Below are 25088 nucleotides of genomic sequence, written 5' to 3'. Positions count from 1 at the left end.
TTTATTTTGAAAAAGAATAAGAAGCAATTTAAAAGGATTTTAAATGATAAACGGCTTAAACGGATTTAACGCAAACGTAAATTATGATTTTAGTAGCGCTCACGAGCGAAATTTAAAAGCACGCGAGGAGAAAGAGGCTATAAATTTAACCTCAAATTCGGCGCCGTCTCGATCAAATTTGACCGAACCTATTAATTATGACGCTCTTGATCCAGAAAAACTAGACCGAGATCAGCTCAAAATTTGGGCGGAAAATGTCGATCCAGGGAAGCTAACGGGTAAAAACTTAAGCAAATGGCTGGGAATAAAAATGGGGTTTGAAAAGTTTGAAGATAGCTGGCGTAAAGAGCTTGGTCTAAATCCGAACGAGCCAGTAGCCATAAGGAGGATATTTTCGCTAAGCGGCTACACTAAGGACGATAAAATCAGCGTGTGGGGCAAGATAAACGGGCTTGATTCTAGTATCGACAAAGAAAAAGCTACCGAGCTAAAAAAATTTATAGACAGTACTAAAGCTTTAGCGGCGAACGAGGGGCTAGCCGGATATAAAAACTTAAACGTCGACGATATTCGCACGGATTTAGGCGGCGTAGGAACTGGATTTATGCCGGGGTTTGTTATGCTGCGCGAGATCACCGACTTACTCGACTCCGATATGGACATAGATAAATTTAAAGATAAATGGCTCGAATTTACCGCCGAAAAGATACTGGGGGATCACGCAAACGTCAAGATATCACTCAAAGATGGAAAGCTAAATTTTGATCAAACGCCCGAAAAGGTAAGGCTAAGATCTCTTAATCAACCACTTGAAAAAAGAGTGAGCTACGCAGATGAAGCAACTAAAAAAGAGTTTTTAAATTTCTTAAAAGATGCATTTAAAAAAGGCGAGAGCATCGCAGACGTACTACAAAATATAGCTCTAAAAGAAAGTGCAACAAGCGATCAAGCTCCTAAAGAAACGCCCGAAGAGAATAAATTTAAGCCTATCCAAGCCGTTAGCAAAAGCCAAACCTATGTTTATAAGGATATAAAGCGCGAGTTTTTCGAGAAATTTATCAAAGTTGAGCAGGAAAAGGGGATGGATATAATGGAAATACTGCGCAAAGTGGGCAAGATTAGTAAAGTGAATATTAGTGCCTAGTAATATATTTATAAACTATATATTACTGTTTATTGCTTTAAACTCTGCCTTAAAGGCAGAGTTTGCTGTGAGTTCATATAGAGAACTCAGGAGTCAAAGTGTGGTCAGGCAAACCTATGAGGAATCTTGTGGTGCAGCCTCTATCGCTACTCTAATTAATAATCTCGACTTTAAAAATATATCTGAAAAAGATACATTGGAGCAGATGAGGGAAAATCATAAGGATTTAAATACCGATATGGTAAGCTTTAAGCAACTTCAAGACGCTGCAGCAAAACTAGGGTATGAATCAAAAGGTTATCAAATTAGCCGCGAGCTGCTAAATAAACTAAATATTCCAGTTCTCGTAAGGATAGAAAACGATCCGCGATATCCTCATTTTGTCGTAGTTATAAATCATCCAGGGGATTTTATAACAGTTTTAGACCCAAGCTTTGGAAAGTATATCAGCAGTAAAAATGAATTTTATAGCGTATGGGATAAAAACAACCAGGGCGGCTATGCTCTAATTCTTGCTCCCAACAATGATTTTAAGAGAGAGTATAATATAGAACTGCCAAATAAAAGCCTATTTCAAAAATAACTATTTAAAAGAACTTGGATTGACACTAAATTTAGCTCTAACTTTACCTATAATCTTTAGTTGTATCTGCTCTTGCGGCTTTATAATGATATCTTGATAAAAATCATTAAGTGATGTAAGCTTAATGATTTTTCGTATTGGATCAAACAAGTATTTTTTTACATATAAACTGTCTTCAAGGATAGCAATAACTATATCGCCATTTCTTGCCATTTCATTCCTGTCCACCAAAACCAAGTCGTTATCTTTTATAAAAGGTTCCATACTATCGCCCATAGCTCTTATGATATCATACTCTTTTACTGGTACTCTTAAAACATCTCTCAAAAACTGTGCGCTAACCGGTATTTTCTTTGCCACACTATCATCAGTAAAAGAACCATACCCGGCACTTGCCCTAATATTATCGTAGAAATTTAGATAGATTTTTTTATTTTCGGTATCATTAATAATACTAAGAATATTAGCAAGATTAGAACTTGGTAGGCTCGGTTTTTTAGAAACTGGGATAAAATAGCTTAATGGAACTCCAAAATGAGCTGCTATAGACTGAAGTATAACTCTTCGCGGCTCCACTTCCCCGTATTCATAGCCTTGAAGGGCACCATAAGATACACCAATAGCTTGAGCAAATTCTTTTTGGCTCATGCCTACTTTTTTTCTTAATTCTCTAATTTTTTCACCTATTTTAGGAGTTTCCATTGTTTTTATACCTATTTATTAAGAGATTACCCTTGACTAAAACACAATTTTGGAGTATAATGCCACTACAGATTTAGGTATTGTACCCTAAAAATACATAAAAATCAAGCTTTCTATGTATTTTTATACAACTTTTGCCTAGATTTGGAGATTAGAATAAGGAGAACAGCATGCAGACATAAATAACTAAATCTTTGAATATAGCTTTTGGCCCGCACGCCGTCGAATATTGAAACATTCTGATTATAGTGTGACAAAAATTAATATTCAATAAAATTATCCACGTTTTTATCATTGTTTAAGGAGAAAATTATGAAAAAAATATTTTTTGTAATTTTTGTTGCACTAAATCTTGTTGGTTGTAGTGCCTTAATTAGTGTTGGTGATAATAATACCAACACATCAAAATATAATAAGGAATTAAAATGAAACCTATTAACAAAAAACTAGCTATAACACTACTTTCTGTTACTGTTGGGCTAAGCGCCTTTGCCTCTGAATATCAAATAAAGCCTGTTCAAAATATAGATGAGGCTGTTAAATTGATAAAAAATCTTAAGCCAAAAACAGACAAGGCTAATGAAGTTAAGAGCAAAAACACATCTCCATATGGCTATATACACAAGAGTGATAATAGCCCATCACCAATGAGCTATACTCCAATACCCATAAACAACTTTAGTTATGATTCAGTCAGAGATACAATAACCACTATTTATGATAGTACAAACAACCCTATACTTCATATAGTGCATAACAAAAAACAGAATGATCCAACTTTGACGGCAAAAGATTTAACAAAACTCAATACTACAGAAATATATAAAAAAACAGGCTACACTTGTGATAATGAAGGAAAAAAACCATATAGTTGCAGTGCTTACCATTTTTATACAGGTATAATTCTTAATTCAAACAGTGTTGGAGCCAACATAAATCTAAGTCAAACTAAACTAGCACAATACGGCAAAGATATTGTTCTGCTCGATCGAGAATCGAGGCTAGGCACGTATATGAAAGTATTTATTGATCAAAATGGCTATCTTTGCTCAAAATTTACACTAACAACAGGAGGAACAACCACTGCCAGAACAGCCCAACCTATACCATTTAATGAAAACGTATATATTCAGGCAAATGATTTAGGCCAAGCATATCAAGTTGGATGGAAAAGCTTAGATACCGGTAATAGTTCGATTGGTAAGGCCGGCCATCAGATAAAACCAGTATTTACTCCGATACCAGGAAAGCCTAATGGAGTTAATGATGATGCAAATGCTGTTATTAGTTTAGACAGACACTTTTGGCAAATATTCCCTGACACAATTGTAAAATTTGGTATAACTAATTATTTTTGGAATACCAATATACCAATGTTTGCCAATATAGGCAAGGATGATCTAAGCGATATGGTTGTTTATCAACAAAGCCCCGCTTTAAAAATGGACTTAACTTTTGTAAATAAAGTTATAGGTGATTTACAGGGCAATACAAACTATTTTCCATTGGGTAAATTAAGAGCATATGTTGACGCAAACGGCAATCTAGCTGCAGCAGACGTCAGGGAAGTTTACTAACTAGTATTCTTATGGGGCGGATTATCCGCCCTTGCCTAAATAAATTTTAAAATTTGCCGATTTGGTATTAAAACATTTAAAAGGATTTTAAATGGATATTCTGTTAAGAAACGGCTATGACGTAAATTTATCATTATTGAGACAAGGCCAAATGCAAGCTTCCGCATCTAGACTCGCCGGACAAGAGCTAGTCAAGGTGGGCAATGAGGCAATAAGTAAGGATGAATATATCAGTAGGCAATACGATCTTTTAAAAACGGCCAACGATATACTAATGCAAAATTCGCAAGCCTATCTATATAAAGGCGGATCTGATAATGTAAATGGATATTCTACCGGGTTTTTAGGATCAAGCGCTCATAGGGCAAATATGCCTATGTGGTCCAATATGGACGACTCGGATAGAGTTACTCAAGACGGATATAATGGATTTCAAGGACCGTATGGGAATGACGGATATTGTTTTTCTATCGGTTTGCCAGATTCCGGGGGGGCCGTAATAGAAGAATTTGCCGGCGGCGGATATTTTAAAGGCAGCAAATCAAATACCATCCTAAGTCAAGACAGAAACAATCTAAACGACTATGCAAGCGAAAATATACTAAAAACTAAATACGGCGACGTAGAGGTATTTTTAGATCTATACGGCGATAACGACAAGCTAGGTATCGGCAAATTTAGCTCAAATGCAATGCTTTTTAACTTCGACAGCAACGGCGACGGAATTTTAAATAGCTCCGATAAGCTATTCTCAAAGCTCAAGGTTAGAGGATACGATAAGGACGGCAACGAAAAGATAGCAAATTTAAGCGACGTAACCAGCGGTATAGATCTGACGCAGTTTATTAAAAAAGATATAGATATAAACCATTGGCGGAAGCAAATAGAGGATCTAAATACTAAAGGTGGTACTCAAGTCGACATCTCAAAGATCGATAATCGCTTTTTTTACTACAACGAAAACCCATACACCGTATTTGCACCAGAAAGCAGATACAAAAAGATAGAAAGCGACGGCGTCAAAAATTTCTTTGATGCATACGCGGATAAAGACGGCTGGGTAGACCTAAGAAATAATAACGTATTTAATAAAAATAGCCTATTTAACAATTTTGCTTACGCTAAGGCTGGGTTTGACGGCAACCTTAAGCTTAATGAATTTAATCCGATCATATCAAGCAAAAAGACGAGCGACGACTTCTCGTATGAAAACTATCAAAGAGATAGCTTTATGAAATTTTATAGAGACTACGAAAAAGAATCCACCGCCCACGCAAAAGACATAGAGTGGCTATCAAAAAATCTAAAAGAGTATAACGTAGAAAATGCAGACGAATATATAAGCAGGCTAAACGGTAGCAAGTCGTCATACATGATCGCCATGGAAAATGAATTCCAAAAGGCTACAAGGCTAGAATTTAGCCCAGAAAACTTAGAGAAAGTAAAAAGAGCCTTTGATACTAATCCGAATAAAGCGGCCTTAATGATGAACGACAGCGATAGCGTAATAGCTATGAAGCTAAACGATAATGGATCTATAACCTTAAAATTTGATAGCGGTAGAGAAATAGAAGTAACGGAGCTGTATTCTGATACGGGTAAGCTTTTAGGAGATAAAACAAGAAGGGCAAGCCTAAATTTAGAAACTAAAGCCATGAGCGACATCGAGCTTGGCTCTATAAGCTTTAATAATATAGGCATACTAGATACCGACGGCAAATATAAGACGCTCCAGGAAATAGGAGCTAGCGCTATAAAATCCTTTTCTACTAAGCATGGAAAACAGTTCTTGATATACCTGGGGGATAATAAAACCCTAACGGCAAAGGATTTATATAATATATCATTTTTAAATAACGAGCTTGAGGCAAATACAAAAATAGATGAAAAAGATAAATTTTATAGAAAAGTTAATATTTTAGCATAAAAAATGTTTATTTATAACTTTATACTATACTTTAGTATAGGAAAGTTTTAGTTATTATTTTATATCATAAAGTAACGTTATTTATTATAAAATAAATTATTTAGTAATATCTAGTTCTTTACTATGCTCTTTTACTCTTTCGCCCTTCTTAACGAGTTTTTCGTTATTGTCTTTTCCATTTTTAGCCAAAATTTGAAGAATATTTTTTATATCTTTTTGTAACATCGACTCTTGGTCTTTTTGGTTTATGGCCGATTTCATAGTAGCTACAAAAGAACTTACAAATTGCGATGTTTCCTCGCCGGCGGTTTGTGATATAGTTTCGATTGTCTTTAGGCTTCCGGCCAACACCTTATCAAAAGTGCTTTCTCGCTCCGGGTTTTTAAATTTTTCAATGCCCCCGTCTCCAAATTTCTCAATTATCGCTTGATACTCTTCTTTTTCTTGCCGCGTCGGCCTATTTCTTGATATATCCTTGCTCGTCAAATCTATCAAGCGATCAAGCTGTTTTGAAAAGTTGTCTTCACCCATAGGAATTTCAAGATCATACGTGCCGCTCTCCATTTTTAGCTTGACGTCGATCTTGTCTTTTGAAAATTTCATATCTTGTTTGTTTTTAAAATTTAGCATTTTATCGACGACGCTTAGCGATTGTATAAGAGCTCTGGCTTCTTCGCCCCTATAGGCTTCATTGGTCTTAAAAAGCGTTTTAAGCTCGTCTCTGAGGTTATCGGTAGATTTAACAGTTATTTCAAAGTCTTGTTGCACGTCTAGCCCTTATGATGAATTTTGCATTTCAAAGCATATGCGATCCTTTTTATGCCTTTTTTGTCTGCGTAGTATACGGTTTGACCGCTAGCAGCGACTATAATACCGTGTTTTTGCCTGATTTCGTCAAATATTTTGAGTTTCGAATAGTCTTTGTTCTGTTCTAAAATTTCCATATTTTCTCCTTTTTACCGATGATATTTTACCAAATTTGATTTATTTGTCTAAAAGTGGGCTTTAATGGGGGGCTTTAATACAAATTTTTTTAATAAAAATTAAGTTGTTTTATTTTTAGGATTCTTATTAAATTTAAATTCTTATAAATTTAGGGGGTGTGAATAACTGAGTTTTTCACATGCGTTTTGAGCCGAGTGGAGCGGGTTAAAAATGAGTTATTCACTTAAATTTTTTTCTTAGCTTTTTAGGGAGATAAACTTTAAATTTCTTAGCTTTTTAGGGAGATAAACTTTAAATTTCTTAGCTTTTTAGGGAGTTTTACTTTTTTTCTTAGCTTTTTAGGGAGATAGATAGCCATTTTTACTTATAATAAGCTTAAAATAAGCTATATTTAAGCGCTTACTCCTCAAAATGCTATGATTTTTTATTGCAAGTCCCTAAAAAGCTAAGATTTTTTGATTTTTCTTAGCATTTTAGGGAAAAAATTTGACAATAGCAAAAATTGCGGCTATAATTCTTAGCATTTTAGGGAAAAAATTATATTTTTACTGAATATAGACTTAAAAATAAGCTATATTTAAGTAAAAAATGGCCGAATTCGATCATTTTTTGAGCGTAACTCCCTAAAAAGCCAAGATTTTTTGCAGCATGTCATCAAAAACCTATGATTTTTGAGTTTTTTCATAGGTTTAAGGGATAAATTTCGGCGAAGTTAAAAAACGACGCCTAAGAATTTTCAATAAAGGAAATAAATGCCTCAAGATATACCCGATATAGACGACGATCTGGATGAAGGGCAGGGTTATGACGATTTTTTCGCTCCGGTGGTGATAGATCCGCAGGAACAAAGAATTTATGAGGCCGATTATTTAAAGGACGATAGTTATATCAAACTTTTAAAGGCCAACTCCGTCATTAGAGGCAAGGTAGTAACCGACAAAAGAGGGCTAAAGATAAACATATACGACCTAAAGGTCTTAAATTTCTTACTAAAAACCCTTCAAGAGTGCGTTAAAAAAGATACTCAGCCTGTAAAATTTACTACCCTGGTGATCCCTTTGGAGCTATTTAAGCGCGTAGTGGACGATGCGAAAAATTGGAGGACTAATTTTATAAAGTCCGTCGAAAAGCTCGAGAATATAGCATTTGAGCTAAACAATTACAGAGACTGGGAAAAGGACGAATTTATCATCTGGCAAAAGACCAGGCTCGTTATAACTCCAAATTTCAAGACTAAGGGCGAGGAGCGCAAGAAAGCTACCTGCGAGATCAGCTTCGCAAAGGAGTTAGCTACGGCTTGCTGGCAAAAGACCGATTATACGCACCTGGATTTTAAGACGCTAAACAGCTTTACGAGTAAATACGCCATCAGGTTTTACGAAGCCTTGGTGGCCAAGATCCAATACTATACGAATTCTAACAACTATAAAACCGAATACGACTTTAAACAAGAGGAGCTAGAGGGGATATTTGATGTAAAATTATCAGATTTGCCAAATGGATTTATATATTTTTTAAGTAATAAAATCCATTTTGACGATATTGTTATTCCTGATCTCCAAAGCAAGTTACATTTCGACTATGAAATACACGGCAAGGACAAGATCATCACGTTTAAATTTCAAAAAGACTATCTCGAGCAGTTTAGGACTAGAAAGGCCGATACGGTGGATCTAGCTATAGAAAAATTTAGAAATCTCATCGACGCTAAAAAAACTTATGACGACGGTCATACGAGAGTTTACGAGATAGATACGGATAAACCCGAAAACGCTATGATGGATTTTTTATTAAACATCAGCCAATACTACTACGGCGTTTCGCTATTTAAAAGGCCTGAAGAGATAAACCGGTTCGGAGAGGTCGCTATGAGCCGCGAAGGGGATTTATATTATATTAACACCCATAAAAGGATTTCATACGGCCGGGCAAAGAAATTTTTGATCTATCTCTATAAAAATTATTACGAGCAGATCACGCACGAGATAAGGGCGCTGAAAGAAAAAGGGGAGGTTGCCGCAAAGGCTAAGCAAGAAAGAAGCTTGTTTGACGATATCTAGGGTTTTGATTTGAGGTTTCTAAGCTTCATCTCGGCCGTTTGTATCTCTTGGTCTTTGTTGCTAAGTTCTCTAAAATACTTCAGCATCTCTTGTTCTAGTGGAGTCAGGCTTTCTAGTTCGCCTTTGTAGTATGAGCAGATAAGGTCAAAAACTTTAGGCCTATATTTGCGCCAGTTGTAAAAAGTCGTCAAGGACATATCCAAGTCCTTGACCATCTCCCTTTTATTGAGCGTATAAATCCTCTCGCGATCGTCCATAGTTAGCTCTTTCTTGATTTTAGTAAAAAAATACGCTACGATTTTAATAACGGCAATTTTAGAATTGATTGCGAACAATTATAACACATTGCGGATTTTAGCCCAAAAAGTTATGTTATAATTAAACAAAATCTATACAAAGGAGCGCGAATGAAAAAAATCATAGCCGTTTCGATTATCGGCGCTTTTTTCTTAGCGGGTTGCGGGAAGGAAGAAATATATACCGTGGACTACTATGAGAAAAACGACGATGCTAGAGCGGCCAAGATCGCAAAATGCGAAAAAGCGTCAAAAATGAACGCAGAAGAAATGGCTAACTGCCATAACGCCAAAAGGGCGCAATATCTGATTGATGAAAGCAAGCCAATAGGCCTTTCAGCTAAAAAATCTGAGAAAACCGATGAAAAATAATCTTAAAAAAGGAGCAATTAAAGCAATGATTTCAAATAAGTCCGCTGAACTAAGCCTTGTTTCAGCAAACTCTTGCGGGGGGGGGGGGCAACCTATAAGCGAAATTTAACCTCTTTTGATTTCTTAAAAATATCCCTTCTTTTAACTCTTGCGATTTTAATTTTCTTTCCGACCGATATCTTGGCCGCGCCTGCGAGCGGTGGTCTAGAAAAAGTCAATACTCTGCTCGAAAACGTCGTTAGTTGGCTCAAATACGCCGCCGTAGCCGTCGTTACCATAGCTATATTCGTGGTAGGCTATAAGGTGCTATTCGGCGGCCAAACTATCAGGGAGTGCGCCCCAATCATCATAGGCGCCGTTCTCATAGCTTCGGCTGCAGCTATCGCCGATCTTTTGGTAGGAAATATTTAAGATGCAAACAGAGGCGATGTATAAAGGACTCACCAGGCCGGCCATGTTTTTTGGCGTCCCCATCATCCCTCTGTTTTTCGTTTGCGCCTTTTTCGGTCTGATGTCCATATACGTCGACTTAAAAATGTTCGCATTCACGGTGCCGTCGGTTTTGATTATGAGGGCGATCTCTAAAAAGGACGAGTCTATTTTTAGGCTACTGTTCTTAAAAATGAGATTTCTCTCAAACCCGGCAGCAAAGAAATTTTATAAAGTCAAAACCTACAACTCTCAAAGTTATTCAAAAATGCCGTTTAACAACGATTTTCCTAAAATCAGCGCGATCGGTCTACATAAAAATCCAAGCTTTGATAAATTTATTCCCTACCAAACCCTAATAGGCGACATAGTAGTCACCAAAGACTACGAGCTGCTCGCCACTTGGCAAGTAGAGGGAGTTTCGTTTGAAGTCGAGGACGAGATAGATATTGATCAGTTTAAAAATAGGCTCAATATGCTTTTTAGAAGCGTTACGGATAAGCCCGTATCGTTTTATTTCCATAATTGCAAAGTGCCTAGCGAGGATAGGCTCGAGTCGAATTTTAAAAATGAATTTTTGAATGACCTTGATAAAAAATACTATGACGGCTTTAGCAAAGAAAACACCAAGTCAAACAAGCTATTTTTAACGATGGCCTATTCTCCACTAGGACGCCTGGAGAGATCGAGCTTCAAAAAAGACAGCGTCGAAAAACGCGTCAAAGAGCTAAACGGCTACGTAAAAACCATGCGCGAATATTGCGACTCCATAAGCGCTAGCCTTGAGGCCTTTAAGCCTTCAAGGCTTGGAATTTATAAAAAAGACGGGGTCGATTTTTCATCCCAGCTCGAGTTTTACAACTATCTGATCGGAGGCGAGTTTAAACCAGTCAGAGCCTCTAACGCTCCGTTATTCGAGTATCTTAACGGCGGTCTTGATACGATCATGTTTTCAAATTCGGCCATGCAGTTAAATTTCAGCGACGGCAAGAAAAGATTCGCCAAAGCCGTAGAGTTTAAAGACTATACGCAATTTACGTATTCGGGCATCTTAGACGCGCTTATGTATATGGACATCGATTATACGATCACGCAAAGCTTCACGCCTATGGCCAAGGTGGACGCTAGAGACGGCCTGGTCAAGCAAAGAAAAAGGCTCGTAAGCGCCGAAGACGAAGCTATAAGCCAAATAGCCGAGCTCGACGAAGCGCTCGACGAGCTTGCTAACGGCAGTATATGCTTCGGCAAATACCATTTTTCGGTAGTCGTATACGGAGACACGTTAAGAGACGTCGAAAAAAAGACCAACGCCATGGTCTCCAAACTGAGCGATATAGGCTTTTTGGCCTCGATCTCAAATATCGCTTTACCGGCTACTTATTTCGCCCAGTTTCCAGCAAATTTCGCCATCCGCCCAAGGCTTCACAGCATTTCAAGTAAAAACTATGCCAGTCTAATGGCCATGCACGGGTTCGCATCTGGTAGAAAAAATAAAAACTGTTGGGGAGACGCGGTCACGATACTAAAAACTCCGAGCGGGACTCCGTATTATTTTAACTTTCACGAGATAAAAACCGACGATGATTTCGGCAAGGACGATATTTTAGCCAATACTTTAGTGGTCGGCCAAAGCGGTAGCGGAAAAACAGTCTTAATGAATTTTTTGCTCGATCAGCTATGCAAATTTCAAGACAGATCCACTTTCTTAGACTCTCTCCCCGAAAACAAGAAAAAAGCTACGTATTTTTACCTGGATAAAGACAAGGGCGCAATGGGCAATATCATCGCTCTTGGGGGCAAATACATTTCCATAGACGGCGGAGCGCCTACTGGGTTTAACCCGTTTATGGTCGATACTACGCCCGAAAACCTCAGAAAACTTAAAATTTTGATCAAAATGCTCGTCACTAAAAACGGCGAAATTTTAACGACTTTGGAAGAGAAAAATTTAAATGCGGCCATAGAAAGTGTGATGTTCAATTTTGAAAAAGAGGAGAGAAAATTCGGTATTTCTTTAGTCCTAGAGCATCTTACGGAGGACTCTAACGAGACCAACTCTTTAAGATCGCGCTTAGAGCTTTGGCAAAGGGGCAATAAGTTCGGCTGGGTATTCGATAATGAAACGGACGAGCTAAATTTTAACGACGAGGATATCAACGTCTACGGCATAGACGGAACTGATTTGCTAGCCGACAATGAGATCAACGGAGCCGTCGCGCACTATATCCTTTGGAGGATATTTGATCTAACGGACGGCAGACGCTTCGCCCTTTTTATAGATGAGGCCTGGGACTGGATCAGGAACCGCGTCGTAGCCGATGAAATTTTTAACCAGGAAAAGACTATCAGAAAGAAAAACGGCTTTATAGTTTTAGGCACTCAATCCGTCGAAGACTTCTCCGAAATCCCTATAGCTCCTGCCATCATACAACAAAGCGCGGCCGTGCTGATCCTGGCAAACCCAAAAGGCAAGAAAGAAAACTACTGCGGCGTCTTAAAACTTACCCAAGAAGAATACGAATTTGCTATTAACACAGACCCGGCCGCATATAGATTTTTGATCAAAAAGGCAAACGAAAGAGCCGTGGCCTCGATAAATTTAGCTCACGTCGGAAGGACGAATTTAAAAATACTTTCTACTACCAAGGGCTATATAGAGAGCATAGAAAAGATCAATAAAGACAAGAATCTAAATTACGAACAAAGGCTTCATAGCTTAAAAAAGCTATACGAAGCGGCATAAAGGAGACATCTATGAAAAAATTGGTTTTAAGCTTGGCTGTAGCTTTAAATTTAGCGGCTTCGGGCATCCCCGTTTACGATGGAGCGGCATTCGGACAAAGACAGACCGAATTCTTCGAGCAGGTCAAAACTTGGCTGGAAGAGGCCGATAGGTGGGTGAGGACTACGCAGCACTATAAAAATCAAATAGACGCCTACGCAAAGGAGCTCGCCACGAAAACGGGCATCAGAGACGCCGTAGCCTTCGTCGAGGAGCTAAAAGATATCTATGCCCAAGCAAAAAGCCTAAAGGGCTCTATCATGGGCATATCGGGCGCTTACGGCAACGAAAGCGAGCTTAGCCCTAAAGAAAAAGAGCTTATGGACAAATTTCTAAAATACGACTATTGCGACGATAAGCTCATAGAAAAAGACCAGCAAACCATTTGTCGCCAAAAACGTCAAGATACATTCAAAGAAGTTCAATTTTACATAGAGCGCAGCGAAGATATCAGCGATCACGTCTCTACGATCAATAAGCTTTCTAAAAAACTCAAAAGCTCGAAAGATATCAAAGAAAGCGTAGATATCGGCAACGCTATCCAAACCCAGGTAGCTCTTTTGGAGGCCGAAAAAACTCAAATAGAAATTTATCAGCTTACCAGGCAAAGGCAAAAGGATGCTCTAAAAGAGCAAGAGAGGGAGCTTTATCTTAAGGGTGAAGCACAGCCCGTCGGACTATCGTTTAGAGGAAAGTAAAGCAATAATATGAGCGGTTCAACCTTATTTCAAGACCTTGGTAAAGAAATAAATGTATTTCTTGACAAGGCTGCGGACAAGACCGTAACCGACAAGATAGACACCTTGGGGCTAGTGATAGCCTCCTGCGTTTTGATTTCTATTATCTATCAAGGCTTAGAGGTTATGTATGGCAGGACTCAGGAGCCGATGAGGACTATACTTTGGAATATCTTCACAAAGGCCGTGATCTGCTCTATTTGCCTAGGCGGAGGCGCGTATATAGCTATCATTACCGATGCCTTTAAAGGCCTTAATGCCTGGGCCGGGGGCGGCGATTTGGGATTATATAAATCCATAGATAGCTTATATGGTGTCGCTCATAAAATTAGCGATACTATTCTAAAAAACCATGAATACGTCGGCGGATTATACGCCCTCTTGTTTTGGGCGGGGTTTCTTATAGGGTTATTGCCCGCATTTTTTACCGTTTTAGGCACGTCACTTACCTTATCGATTTTGATACTAGTGTTTCCTTTAGCTTTCATATGCTTTCTTTATAAGCAGACTAGGCAAATTTCGATCCAGTGGTTTAATCTATTTTTAGCCAACGTCTTTACCGTATTTTTTGTAGGTCTTTTTATGAAAATAGTTACGGAAATTATGAGCAAATGGATAGTTGGTATATCTGGAGATCAAACTATTAGGGTTATCTTTCAAATGTTTGTTATTGGCCTAACTATGGGTAGTCTTTTAAGCCTTGCAAAAGGCCTTGCCCAGGGGCTCGCTCAAGTTTCGTTCGATACCGCAGTCGGCTCTGCCATAGGCTCTAGCATGAGAGGCGCGGGAGCCGTAGCCGGAGGCATGGGATACGCGGCATATAAATACGGTCAATTCTTGCGCGCGCCCGGCGCGAACGGGGTGGTCTCTAGGATGGGGCAGGCTATGGGTAGAAGCATAGGCAAAAGATTATACAGGAGATGATATGAGAAATTTGATATTTATTTTTATCGCGACGTTTTGTTTCGCGGGATGCGCGGCGACAAATAAAAGCTTGCCCAGCAACGCGCCGCAGGAAAGCTCGGCCGCCAAGTGGGAGGATCTATTCGATAGCAAAGATTGGTCTCCCGTCAATCAAACCAAACAAGAAGAAGGCAAGGTTCTTTGATGGCTGCTAAAAAAGACGACTACGATATAAACTCATCGCTAACATACGAGGCCAGCATCAGGTATTTGGTGGCCAAATCTAACGGCAGAGCTTGGCTTGTAGCCTTTATCTCTCTTTTTATCGCGGCCATTTCGGTCGGGGCGGTGGCGCTTTTGACGCCTTTAAAAACCGTAGAGCCTTACGTTATCAGGGTAAACGATACCACTGGAATGGTAGATATCGTAACCTCCGTAAAAGACGAGGTGTTGACCAAAAACGAGGCTTTGGACAAATATTTCATAGCTACATACGTAAAGATCAGGGAAGGGTATTACTACGAAATTTTGCAGCAAGACTATATAAAAACTCAAATTCTCTCCAGTCCTAAAGTGGCCGAGGAGTATAGAAGCGTATATGTCGGGTCAAACGGCAGAGCCGAGAGATTAAAAAACAAAACCGAAGTGAAGATAGACATAAACTCGGTAGTTTTAGGCGAGAGCAACGGCGTGAAGACTTCTACCATACGCTTTAACGAGGAAAGCGTGGACGTTAGCTCAAAAATCTCTACAAAAACGGCTAAGATAGCTACTCTAAGCTACGACTACGCGCCAAATGAGCTGATCACCGAGCAAGAGAGGCTGGAAAATCCGCTAGGCTTTAAGGTCTTGACCTACCGCGTAGATATCGAAATTTCGAGATAAAGGAGCAAAAAGTGATCAGAAAAATACTAAATTTCGGGGTAGTAAGGACGACGATCTATATCTCGGCCATAGTCTTACTCGTATTTTGTCCAATTTTCCTTTTACGGATCGATCAAGCGTCTGAGGGCTTAAACATCTACGCCGTAGGCATCGTCATAGGCCTTCTACTAAGCAGCTTTATAAATGCCGCCGTCAATGCCGAGGAGACTAAGTTTAGAAATAAAATCAGGCAAGAGTCTATGGATGAGTTTAAAAAACGTAGAGAAGAACTCATCCCAAACGTATTATCCGCTATCAGAAAATTTAATGAAAACAATAAAAAGGGTATCGACCGATGAAAACAAGCATTATCTCATCTTTGCTTATTTTAGGACTTGGCGCAAACTTATACGCCCTAAACGTCCCGGAATCCGCTAAAGCCGACAAAAGGATGACGTTTGCACAATATGACGCGAACGACGTATTTTTGATCAACGCCAAAAACGGATACGTCTCGATGGTCAAATTTGCTGACGACGAAAGGATAGTAAATATCGCGACGGGTTTTAGCGACGGCTGGGATCTAGTCGATAAGGAGAATTTTCTTTTCATCAAGCCAAAATCTTACGTCGCTCAACCTACCGAACAGCAACAGGCCTACGACGAGGACGGCAACCAAATTCAATACGATCAATCTTTGGTGATCCAGCCTAATGAGGAGGATTGGAAAACGAACCTCATAGTTACGACCAATAAGCGTATTTACGTATTCGACCTCTCTTTGCAAAGCTCTAAAAAGACCAATTACCGCGTCGAATTCCTCTATCCTTTGGATCTTCAAGCCGCGGCCGCAAGCGAACAGCTAGCTAAAGAGCGCGCCAAGGCCGAAGAGGAGATAGAAAAAGATTTAAAGCGCACTACGATACCTAGGAATTGGGAGTTTTATATGCATGTCAATAAAGGCAGCGAAACGATAGCTCCCGATTTTGCTTACGACGACGGAGTATTCACGTATTTAGGCTTTAACAGCACTAAGACCATCCCGTCGGTATTCTTATACGATGAGACCAATAAGGAGAGCATTTTAAACACTCACCTCAAAAAAGACGGAAAATTCGACGTATTGGTCATTCATCAGACTGCAAAACAAATACTTCTAAGAAGCGGTAATAAGTTAGTCGGGATAATGAATAGCGGATATGCCAAAAATCCGCTCGAGCAGACTAGAGAAACTACGGGCAAATCCGTAAATAGGGAGATCACGCAATGAGCGATCCCGATAAGAAAAACGATACCGCAAGCGACGAAAATCTAAAATTTGAAGAACCCGAGCTTAGCGTAGAAGAGGTAAATACTAGAAAACTTCAGGCTATCGCGGTCATAAGCTTTGGCTTGATAGCCTTGCTGGTGGTCGGGTTGTATTTTTTCAAGGGCAACAAAAAAGAAGAGGTCGCGCAAGACAAGATAGGCACTCAGGTCAAAAAAGCGAATTTCGATTTTAAAGACGACGAGCCCGAACAAAAATCGTTTAAACAGCTAATGCTGGAAAAAAACGAGCCCGAGCCTCCCAAATTTGAAGAGCCCAAAGATAATCCGTTTATCCCTGCCGCAAAGAGCAATACCCCTCCTCCAAAGCTCAAAGTTCTCAAAGGCTCCAGCTTCGTGATGGTATCGAATCAAAAAGCGGCCGCGGGCAAAGTTAGAGAGATGCCCACGGATCTAACGAGCGACGAAAGATATATGGTCGATGAAAACGGAAACGTTATCGGTAAACGTAGTATCTTAAAAGACGATACGGACAACTCTTATGCCGGGCAAACATTCACTCCTACGGCTGCCAAAAAAGGCGCGTTCAATCCGAATTTACTTCTTCCTAAAGGCACGTATATCGGATGTTCGCTAGATACAAGGCTCGTTTCGTCCATAAAAGGAGGAATAAGCTGCACGGTAAGCAACGACGTCTATAGCAGTAACGGAAGCGTCCTGCTTATCGAGAAAGGTTCAAAAATAACGGGCTTTTTCGAGGCGGGACAGATGAAAGACGGAATGAATCGAATTTTCGTAGTTTGGCAAGAGATCAGGACGCCAAATCATATCAATATCCCGGTATATAGCGGCGCGAGCGACGAGTTGGGCGGAAGCGGCATAGAGGGCTGGGTGGATCATCACTGGCTCGAGCGTTTCGGCGCGTCCATCCTTCTTAGTGTTATAGACGACGGCTTTAACGTGCTCTTTAACGGCAAGAGAGGCAGAGATAACGTCGATTATACGGAAAACACCAGGGAAACTACCAAGCAAATGGCAAATACCGCTCTTGAGAAATTTATCAACATCGAGCCTACGCTTTATAAAAATCAAGGCGATATCGTAGGCGTCTATGTTAACCGCGATATAGACTTTTCAAAGGTCTATAGGCTTACTAAAAATAACAAAAAAGTAAATAGGGCAAATTATGGAAACTAAAAACGTGGTCTTGAATAAATACGCCAAAGACTTTTTCGGAAAATACCTAGACGACGACAATATCAACGAAATATGCTACCAGGGCGGAAATTTGATTTGGTTTGAGGACGTACTAGGTAACTGGGGCAGCGAAGAAAGTTCTATGGACGAGCAAAAGGCGAATTCGTTCGCGCAGGCTGCGGCCAGCTTCAAAAACGACAAAATAGATAAAACCAAGCCGATCATGTCTTGCGTATTGCCCACCGGCGAGCGCGTTCAAGTCGTGATCCAGCCCGCGACCTCGCGCGGCGTCGTGTCCATCACCATCAGAAAACCAAGCAAGGTGCGCTATAAGCTTGACGATTATATAAGAAACGGCTCGTTAGACGGCGAGACGGCCGCAGCATTTGCCGAAGCCGTAAAAAACGGAAAAAACATAGTTATCTGCGGCGAAACGGGAAGCGGAAAAACGACCTTTATGAAAACTCTCATAGACTTTATCCCTTTTACCGATCGTATCATCACCATCGAGGACGTCGAAGAGATCAAATTTTACGAGCACAAAAACTACGTTCAACTGTTTTATCCCAGTGAAGCCAAGCTAGGAGACCCCGTAACTTCTTCTACGCTACTAAAATCTTGCTTGCGTATGAGGCCTGATAGAATTCTCCTGGCCGAGGTTCGCGGCGGCGAGACCTACGATTTTTTAAACGTTATTTCAAGCGGCCATAACGGATCTATGACCAGCTGCCACGCGGGCAGTATAGAAAGCTGCTATAACAGGCTCGTGATGATGGCTATGCAAAACGATATGGCACGAACGATCGGCAAGGATATGATACTAGACATCGTAAAAACCGTTATAGATCTAATCATCGTGTTTAAAAAGCACGAAGGAAAAAGAAAGGTCATAGAGTATATCTATGACGGAAAAGTCGCCAAGGTAAGCTAAATGGGTTTAAACAAAGGGCAGGTCGTATTTTTATTCGTGATCGCTGCAACAATGGCGTATTTTTTGACCGGTATTTTGTGTTTTGCCCTAAATGACGCGGTAAAGATGATACCGAAGAAATTTAGTCTCGATTTTACCTACAAAGCCGTCATCAACGATTATCCTCAAATTTATAAATCTCTTGGCATAGCCTCCGTTTTTAGCCTAGCTTTAGTATCCATCATCCCTTTTTTACCGAAAAAACAAAGCCTATACGGCAAGGCGAGATTCGCTACCGCGGCCGAAGTTAGAAAAATGAATTTATTCGGCGACGAAGGCATAATCATAGGCAAATTTTTAGGCAAGCTGCTACGTTTCGGCGGGCAACAATTCGTATCGCTCGGTGCGGGTACCAGGTCGGGTAAAGGCGTAGGCGTGATAATACCGAATTTACTAGACTGGAAATACTCGGTAGTATCTCAAGATATCAAACAAGAAAATTTCGATTTTACTTCGAAATATAGACAAAAAGTGCTTAAAAACGAGGTATTTTTGTTTAACCCCTTCGATAAACGCACTCATAGATATAACCCTCTGCACTACATCGACATGAACGGAAACAACGCCGACGGCGAATTGATGGATTTTGCGAACATACTTTATCCTTTGATCGGCGATAGCAATACCCAGTTTTTCAATATGCACGCTCAAAACCTCTTTACCGGAATTTGTTATATGTGCCACGACTTATTAGACACCAGGTTGGGCGTTTCATTTTTAAAAGCCAATAATTTAAATTGTAGCTTTACTCTCTATGGAATTTTGGAGTTAAGCGAGGGTTTGAGATTTTATGTAGATAACGGGGAAGGGACTAAAACAAAGATAAACGGGTTTAAAGATACCTACGATACTCTCTGCGCCGCTGGCGTATTGAGAGAAAAAACTCAAAAATTTATAGACGCTTATTTTGCGATAGAAAGCGCCAACACCAGGAGCGGCGTTTTAAGCTCTTTTAATGCGCCGCTGATGATTTTTAGAAACGATAACGTGCGACTAGCCACGAGCGGGAACGATTTCGATTTTAGGGATTTGAGAAAAAAGAAGATGACCATATATATCGGTATAACTCCCGATCAAATCAATAACGCTAGGCTTATCTTAAATATCTTTTGGCAGCAGCTTCTTTTGTCCAATACCAAAGAATTGCCGCAAAAGAACCCGGATATCAAGCATAAGGTTTTACTGATAATGGACGAATTTACCGCCATAGGCTATTTGCCAATATACCTGAAATCTATCGCCTTTATAGCCGGGTATTGGTTGCGCAGCTTGATAGCTTATCAGTCCGACTCCCAAATAGAAGCGCCGCAGCCTGAGGGATACGGCAGAGAGGGCGCGAAGACGCTTTTAAAAAATCATGCTTGCCAAATTTATTATGCCCCCAAAGAAGAAGACGCCGAACGCATAAGCAGGTTGCTGGGTTACAAAACCGTAAAAAGCAGGTCTCGTAATATAGGCAGAGGCGGCGGAGGTAGCGAAAGCGACGTCAAAAGGGCGCTAATGCTGCCTCAAGAGCTCCAGGAGATGGATTTTAAAAACGAGATCATCAGGATCGACAACGGAAAACCTATTTTTTGTGAGAAAGCTTTTTATTATGTCGATCCATACTTTATCAAAAAATTTAAGACCGTGTCTCCTAGCTTAGCAAAAAAGAAAGGCAAAACCATCAGCGAAGACGACTTAAAAGAGGCCGCCCTTAACGGGGAAACTAAAATAGACGTTCCCGTTCAAAGCATCTCCGACCTGGAAGCGCGATTAAAACAAGACATCGAAGACAGACACCGAAATTTTATAAAAGGAAACAAGTAATGAAACCAACCGTAGTGCTCATACCGCTTTTAGTTTTAATGGCTGGCTGCTCCTCAAAAGCTCCCGATCCCGTTAAACTTGACGGCGGATCGAACATAACCATAAATCAAAATTTGCTTTTAAGGCACGAAAATATCGTTCCCAAAGACCCCTTTTTACAGACGAACAATTGGACTTACAATATACACGCCCAAAGGGGATCAGACGGAGAGCTACTTAAAAACGATCAGGTCGTAAAGACGTTTTTGCTCGCGCATAACGCTACAAAAATCATAATCATAGGAGCCGACGAGGTCTCGACCGAGTATCGAAATTTTCTTAGAAGTAACGGCGTAACGGCCGAAATAGAGCTTCAGCCCGTATCGTCTATAGAAATGAGCAAGGATAGGGTAAATATCCTATTTTTTCACAAAAAAGATCAAAAAACCCAATAAAGGAGTTACTATGAAAAAAGTCGGTAAAATGTTGCCTATCGTGGCCGGTATATTGATTTCGTCTTCGGCCGTTGCACTTGAGCTTCCAAAAAACGTTACCACTCCTCCCGATCTTCTAACGGGAGACGTGAGGTTGGCGTGCGAGGCCATACTTTGCCTTTCATCAAACCAAAGACCGCCCGAGTGCGATCCGTCCATCCAACGATACTACTCCATTAAACACAAAAAATGGCAAGACACTTTAAGAGCTAGGCAAAATTTCTTGAAACTCTGCCCAGTCGGCGAGGATGCCGAAAAAGACGGCAAATTTACGGATTTGCGAGATAACGTCCTCGTAAATTTACGAGACGACTGCACGGCAAAAGCCTTAAATTCCAGGATCGAAACCAAACACGACTTTGGCGATACTTACTACAGGATCGACCCGAAGCTACCGGCGTCTTGCAAGGCTTTGATAGCGCACGAATACACGAATTTGACATCTAGAAAATACGTTTGCTCGGACGAATTTTACGCCAAAAAAGATTGGGATAACGGATATAAGACCGAGCAGATCCAATACAAAGAGTATATGGATTTAAAAGCTAAAGACGGCGGCTCGGTTTGGCAAGAAGTCCACTCTCAAGGCGATAACGGCGGAAGCATCGTCAAGTATTTTAAAAAAGTACCAATAAATAAAGACTGCTGGGTCAATTGATGGATTTTGTTTCATTCGAGAATGAAGGCCAAAAAGAAATACTGGACTATTCAGTCCTAATAGAGCGTCAAAGGCAGCTAAAAGACGAAATAGCACGCCTAATATCCATAGGGATGCAAAGAGAGGCCTCAAACGGGCTCGATAAGTCCATATACGATGAGATATCGGTCAAATTTGACGATTTTTTAGGGCTTACGCAAAAATTCATTAAGTTTTTTAATGAGCCTCCAAGCGACGAAGATTTTAAAAGGCTAAATTATGCGGCCATACTGCAAAAAGCATATAACGAATTTAGACAGTTCTCGGATAATTTAGAGCTATTAAGGCTTGAGGAGCAGAGCAAGAAATTCTCGAATGAATTTACCAATTTCATAGAAACCACTCAAGCAAGGTTAGAAAACGTCGTTTCGGGCTACGATGAATTTTTAAAGAATTTCATCTCCAAACAAGAAAGTACGATAAAGCCGTTTGAAAATCACGTCGATAACATCGAAAAGCAGCTAAATGCCGTAGTAAAAATTTACGACGGATCTTTCGCAAAAATGCTAAAGATCACTAAAAACGGCGCGATAGCGGTTTTATTCTTGAACATTTTTATGTTTTTCGTTTTAGGGGCTTTGGCGGCAGGCGTATTCTTTAAAAGCGCCGAGTTAGAGCGAGTTATCGAAATGAGCTCAAATTTGGAAAATATCAAGGTAACGCGAGACAAAGATCGAATAATCCTAAATATCCCCAAAGATAAAATGAGCATCGTCGACGACGGCAAAAATCAAAAGATAATTCTAAAATCAAATTTAACTAAAGGAGAATGACGTGAACGTTTTTGTTACGACCGGCAAATATGCCGACAAGAAAACGGGCGAGCAAAAGACTCTAGTCGGTTTTGGGTCTTTGAACGAATACGAAGGCCAAAAGCCCAACGCTAAAGACGTTTTTTATAAGATCAGCGAGATCGATACGTTTCTAAAAGCCGTAAAAGCCGATAAAATTCCCGTCAATATGAGCGTTAAAAACGAAGTCGGGGAGAATATCTTTATGAAAGCCGACGCTTATTATCAAACCGGGATATCCAAGGAGGGCATGGCCTACGGATTTAGTAAAATAGCCATCGAGCTGCAGCCCGAAAAGCGCAGCGAGACGGGAGAGCTTATTCAAAATGCGGAAAAGCTATACGCCACAAAAGGCAAGGATGGGTATTCGTTCGATAAAAACTCCGATATGGAGCTTGTGGCTAAATTTAATAAGCTTATCTCTGAAGGGGTAGAATTTACCCTTTCGGCAACCAAAAACGATACCTTAGCAAAGTATCCTAAGCTAATGGAAGCCATTAACCAAATAGACAAATCGGCTAAATTTGAGATAGATTTTGAGAAAAACAGGGGAGCTTTCATAAAAAGCGTCCAATCCCCGGCAATAAAAACGAACAGCACCGAAGCTGAAATAGCGTCCGGAGAGAAGATGATCATAGCTCAAGCATCACAAGAACAAGAAAGATGACCGTAGCGGAGCTGCTCCGCTACGGCAAAAGGATTTTTTATGACGCAAGAACAAATGCAAACGGCCTATATCTTAAACAATTTGGGCTACGAAATAGACAAAAACGGCAAATTTAAGCTAAGGAGCGAGCATACGGCGTCGGCTTCAATAAATCCTCGCAACGGAAAAATCAAAGATTTCGGGAGCGGGTGGGGCGGCTCGGTGATCGATTTGATGGTAGAATTTCACGGCTACTCCAAAAAGGCCGCTTTCGACAAATTTCACGAACTCTCGAATCAAAAAATAGATCTATGCTTCGATACTCATACGGATTTGAACGATAAAACCTATAAAGAGGGGTTTATTACTCAAGACTACATAGACAAATTTCAAAAAGAAAGGCTTGAAAATTTTTCGCACTTCTGGGAGCTTTTAAGCGCCGCGCTGCCCACGGCCACAAAGGAACAAAAAGAAACTATAGCCAAAAGATACCAAATAGGCTACTCCAAAAAGGCCGATCGACTGATAATGCCTATACGCGATGAATTTGGAAACTGCTTGACTCTTTGGAAATACAACAAAAACCCCGCCCCTTTTATGGGTCAAGACGGGAATATGATCCAGCTACCAAAGCTTATGTTTTCAAAAAATAGGAGACGTTGCCCATTTAATATGGCCGACCTAGTATCATACAGAAACGATCTGCAAGCGCCCATATTTTTAATGGAAGGCGAAAAAGATTGCCTTAACGCCTTGGCCAAAGGTTTAAGGGCGGTTACTTTGGGCTCGGCCAGCGCAAAAATAGAAGATAGATATTTGAATTTATTCAAAGATACGAATATGACGATATGTTACGATCACGACGAAGCCGGGGCAAACGGCGCAAAAGCCGTAAAAAAGCAGCTAACGGGCATTTGTAAAAATATAGAGATAATCGACTGGGAGAGAATATTTAAAAAACTGGGCTGGCCGCAGCCGATCAAAAAAGGCTTTGATTATACCGATTATCTCGTGGAAACCAAGCTGGCCAAAGAACGGAGCAAACAAATTCAACAAGATACTAAAGAAAGATAATACGCTTAGTTAAAATACTCTATCTTATACTTATTTAATGTTATTAGTAATAAATAAGTATATTTTAAACTTCAGTATACTAAAATAACATCAAGTATTTTAGCTAAGCGATTTTATTAAAAGGCTAAAATATGGCAAAACGTAAAAGAGAGTGGAACGAAGGCGGCGATAATTTATTCAGCGAAGCAAATTTAGCTCAAATGGATGCTATAAACCAGCGGTTAGACGAAGCGATAAAGGAAAGGACGGAAGATGGAAAAGAAGATCAAGATAGGCAAATACGAGCTAACGCAGGAGGAGATGAGAGAGGTATTGATGCTGTATCCTCGCCCGTCCCGGGAGGGGATGACGCCGGAGGAGGAGGACAAATATCTAGAAGCATACCTGGACGCACAGAAGGAGCAGGACGAGGAGGCCTTGAAGAAATACCGGGAATATCTTCAAATCAGGGAGGATATGAGCAACGGAACGGGGATAGAGCCGATGGAATTTCAAGTGGATTGGACGATGCTCAAAAGGACTTTGAGCGAGAAAACATACGACCAAATCTTCAACGAGTGGATGAATACGGACGTGCCGTATTACCGCATGATGATAATACACAGATGGTGCAGGCACCTGGAGCTGATGGGTTACAGCCAGGAGAGCTTGAACGTAACCGCGACGGAGCTCTTGACGGCAGCGCAAATTCAAGAGAACGTAGAATTCAAAGTCTTTTCGACTCCGATAGCCAAACAAATGAGGGAGGCGGGCAGTACGGATCTGGAGATACTAAAAGCGGCGGAGATCAATCTTTATCAGGGATACATAGAGATATTGCGAACGATGAAAATGGGCAAGGACA

Annotated in this window: 27 protein-coding genes; 23 read left to right on the top strand and 4 right to left on the bottom strand. The window is 40.3% G+C overall.

Features of this window, described 5'->3' with window-relative positions; genetic code table 11:
* The first annotated feature begins 43 nt into the window (after positions 1 to 43).
* Both Q0394_RS01425 and Q0394_RS01420 read left to right on the top strand, forming a co-directional pair.
* Positions 44 to 1144, top strand: coding sequence for a hypothetical protein (locus Q0394_RS01425; protein ID WP_298945204.1), 1101 nt, complete (start codon positions 44 to 46; stop codon positions 1142 to 1144).
* The gene (locus tag Q0394_RS01420) at positions 1137 to 1727 is read left to right on the top strand and encodes a cysteine peptidase family C39 domain-containing protein (RefSeq protein WP_298945203.1); all 591 of its coding nucleotides are present in this window, start codon (positions 1137 to 1139) and stop codon (positions 1725 to 1727) included. Before Q0394_RS01425 ends, Q0394_RS01420 begins: the two co-directional genes overlap by 8 nt.
* Here Q0394_RS01420 and Q0394_RS01415 read toward each other — a convergent pair whose 3' ends face one another.
* On the bottom strand, positions 1728 to 2429 hold the full coding sequence (locus Q0394_RS01415) for an XRE family transcriptional regulator (protein ID WP_298945201.1): 702 nt from the start codon (positions 2427 to 2429) through the stop codon (positions 1728 to 1730).
* 425 nt (positions 2430 to 2854) lie between these two features.
* Between Q0394_RS01415 and Q0394_RS01410 the strand changes: the two genes are divergently transcribed.
* Together Q0394_RS01410 and Q0394_RS01405 are read left to right on the top strand one after the other, a co-directional pair.
* Complete coding sequence (locus Q0394_RS01410; protein WP_298945199.1) at positions 2855 to 4006, top strand: hypothetical protein; 1152 nt, start codon at positions 2855 to 2857, stop codon at positions 4004 to 4006.
* Positions 4007 to 4097: 91 nt separating this feature from the next.
* Entirely contained in the window at positions 4098 to 5933 is a 1836-nt protein-coding gene (locus Q0394_RS01405; RefSeq protein ID WP_298945198.1) for a response regulator, read from the top strand.
* Positions 5934 to 6029: 96 nt separating this feature from the next.
* Here the strand turns inward: Q0394_RS01405 and Q0394_RS01400 are convergent, their stop codons facing one another.
* Together Q0394_RS01400 and Q0394_RS01395 are read right to left on the bottom strand one after the other, a co-directional pair.
* Positions 6030 to 6701, bottom strand: coding sequence for a hypothetical protein (locus Q0394_RS01400; protein ID WP_298945196.1), 672 nt, complete (start codon positions 6699 to 6701; stop codon positions 6030 to 6032).
* A gap of 2 nt (positions 6702 to 6703) precedes the next feature.
* Positions 6704 to 6877 carry a hypothetical protein gene (locus tag Q0394_RS01395; protein ID WP_298945194.1) on the bottom strand — a complete coding sequence of 58 codons (174 nt, stop codon included), beginning with the start codon at positions 6875 to 6877 and terminating at the stop codon, positions 6704 to 6706.
* Between the two features lie 753 nt (positions 6878 to 7630).
* Between Q0394_RS01395 and Q0394_RS01390 the strand changes: the two genes are divergently transcribed.
* On the top strand, positions 7631 to 8938 hold the full coding sequence (locus Q0394_RS01390) for a replication initiation protein (protein WP_298945192.1): 1308 nt from the start codon (positions 7631 to 7633) through the stop codon (positions 8936 to 8938).
* Here the strand turns inward: Q0394_RS01390 and Q0394_RS01385 are convergent.
* The gene (locus Q0394_RS01385) at positions 8935 to 9195 is read right to left on the bottom strand and encodes a hypothetical protein (RefSeq protein ID WP_298945190.1); all 261 of its coding nucleotides are present in this window, start codon (positions 9193 to 9195) and stop codon (positions 8935 to 8937) included. The genes Q0394_RS01390 and Q0394_RS01385 overlap by 4 nt on opposite strands.
* Before the next feature lie 150 nt (positions 9196 to 9345).
* Here Q0394_RS01385 and Q0394_RS01380 point away from each other — a divergent pair, with 150 nt between their 5' ends.
* The 18 genes from Q0394_RS01380 to Q0394_RS01295 form a co-directional block, all read left to right on the top strand.
* The gene (locus Q0394_RS01380; RefSeq protein ID WP_122866326.1) at positions 9346 to 9606 is read left to right on the top strand and encodes an EexN family lipoprotein; all 261 of its coding nucleotides are present in this window, start codon (positions 9346 to 9348) and stop codon (positions 9604 to 9606) included.
* A 72-nt stretch (positions 9607 to 9678) separates the two neighbouring features.
* Positions 9679 to 10017, top strand: a complete 339-nt coding sequence (locus Q0394_RS01375) for a TrbC/VirB2 family protein (RefSeq protein ID WP_298945188.1) — start codon at positions 9679 to 9681, stop codon at positions 10015 to 10017.
* A gap of 1 nt (position 10018) precedes the next feature.
* The gene (locus tag Q0394_RS01370) at positions 10019 to 12778 is read left to right on the top strand and encodes a VirB3 family type IV secretion system protein (protein ID WP_298945187.1); all 2760 of its coding nucleotides are present in this window, start codon (positions 10019 to 10021) and stop codon (positions 12776 to 12778) included.
* Between the two features lie 11 nt (positions 12779 to 12789).
* Positions 12790 to 13515: a type IV secretion system protein gene (locus Q0394_RS01365; RefSeq protein ID WP_122866324.1), complete on the top strand. Its 726-nt coding sequence runs from the start codon at positions 12790 to 12792 to the stop codon at positions 13513 to 13515.
* Between the two features lie 9 nt (positions 13516 to 13524).
* Positions 13525 to 14478 carry a type IV secretion system protein gene (locus Q0394_RS01360; protein WP_122866323.1) on the top strand — a complete coding sequence of 318 codons (954 nt, stop codon included), beginning with the start codon at positions 13525 to 13527 and terminating at the stop codon, positions 14476 to 14478.
* Position 14479: 1 nt separating this feature from the next.
* Positions 14480 to 14662 carry a hypothetical protein gene (locus Q0394_RS01355; RefSeq protein ID WP_298945185.1) on the top strand — a complete coding sequence of 61 codons (183 nt, stop codon included), beginning with the start codon at positions 14480 to 14482 and terminating at the stop codon, positions 14660 to 14662.
* Complete coding sequence (locus tag Q0394_RS01350) at positions 14662 to 15342, top strand: type IV secretion system protein (protein ID WP_122866321.1); 681 nt, start codon at positions 14662 to 14664, stop codon at positions 15340 to 15342. Before Q0394_RS01355 ends, Q0394_RS01350 begins: the two co-directional genes overlap by 1 nt.
* Positions 15343 to 15353: 11 nt before the next feature.
* The gene (locus tag Q0394_RS01345) at positions 15354 to 15680 is read left to right on the top strand and encodes a hypothetical protein (RefSeq protein WP_298945184.1); all 327 of its coding nucleotides are present in this window, start codon (positions 15354 to 15356) and stop codon (positions 15678 to 15680) included.
* Entirely contained in the window at positions 15677 to 16591 is a 915-nt protein-coding gene (gene virB9 / locus Q0394_RS01340; protein ID WP_298945182.1) for a P-type conjugative transfer protein VirB9, read from the top strand. Before Q0394_RS01345 ends, virB9 begins: the two co-directional genes overlap by 4 nt.
* Positions 16588 to 17784: a type IV secretion system protein VirB10 gene (gene virB10, locus Q0394_RS01335; protein ID WP_298945180.1), complete on the top strand. Its 1197-nt coding sequence runs from the start codon at positions 16588 to 16590 to the stop codon at positions 17782 to 17784. Before virB9 ends, virB10 begins: the two co-directional genes overlap by 4 nt.
* A complete protein-coding gene (locus tag Q0394_RS01330) occupies positions 17774 to 18715 on the top strand; it encodes an ATPase, T2SS/T4P/T4SS family (protein ID WP_298945178.1) in 942 nt (313 codons plus the stop codon). Before virB10 ends, Q0394_RS01330 begins: the two co-directional genes overlap by 11 nt.
* The gene (locus Q0394_RS01325; protein ID WP_298945176.1) at positions 18716 to 20563 is read left to right on the top strand and encodes a type IV secretory system conjugative DNA transfer family protein; all 1848 of its coding nucleotides are present in this window, start codon (positions 18716 to 18718) and stop codon (positions 20561 to 20563) included.
* Positions 20563 to 20997 carry a cag pathogenicity island Cag12 family protein gene (locus tag Q0394_RS01320; RefSeq protein ID WP_122866315.1) on the top strand — a complete coding sequence of 145 codons (435 nt, stop codon included), beginning with the start codon at positions 20563 to 20565 and terminating at the stop codon, positions 20995 to 20997. The genes Q0394_RS01325 and Q0394_RS01320 overlap by 1 nt, the downstream gene beginning before the upstream one ends.
* A 10-nt stretch (positions 20998 to 21007) precedes the next feature.
* Positions 21008 to 21694, top strand: coding sequence for a TrbM/KikA/MpfK family conjugal transfer protein (locus Q0394_RS01315; protein ID WP_122866314.1), 687 nt, complete (start codon positions 21008 to 21010; stop codon positions 21692 to 21694).
* Positions 21694 to 22506, top strand: a complete 813-nt coding sequence (locus tag Q0394_RS01310) for a hypothetical protein (protein WP_298945174.1) — start codon at positions 21694 to 21696, stop codon at positions 22504 to 22506. The genes Q0394_RS01315 and Q0394_RS01310 overlap by 1 nt, the downstream gene beginning before the upstream one ends.
* Position 22507: 1 nt before the next feature.
* Entirely contained in the window at positions 22508 to 23191 is a 684-nt protein-coding gene (locus Q0394_RS01305; RefSeq protein WP_298945172.1) for a hypothetical protein, read from the top strand.
* A gap of 39 nt (positions 23192 to 23230) precedes the next feature.
* Positions 23231 to 24244 carry a toprim domain-containing protein gene (locus tag Q0394_RS01300; RefSeq protein ID WP_298945170.1) on the top strand — a complete coding sequence of 338 codons (1014 nt, stop codon included), beginning with the start codon at positions 23231 to 23233 and terminating at the stop codon, positions 24242 to 24244.
* A 252-nt stretch (positions 24245 to 24496) separates the two neighbouring features.
* Positions 24497 to 25088: hypothetical protein (locus Q0394_RS01295; protein ID WP_298945168.1), on the top strand; the 592-nt coding region annotated here is incomplete at its 3' end.

It is taken from the genome of uncultured Campylobacter sp. (genome assembly GCF_938039205.1).
Lineage (GTDB): Bacteria > Campylobacterota > Campylobacteria > Campylobacterales > Campylobacteraceae > Campylobacter_A.
Note: the sequence above shows the minus strand (reverse complement) of the source record. Positions and strands in the feature narration are given on the sequence as shown.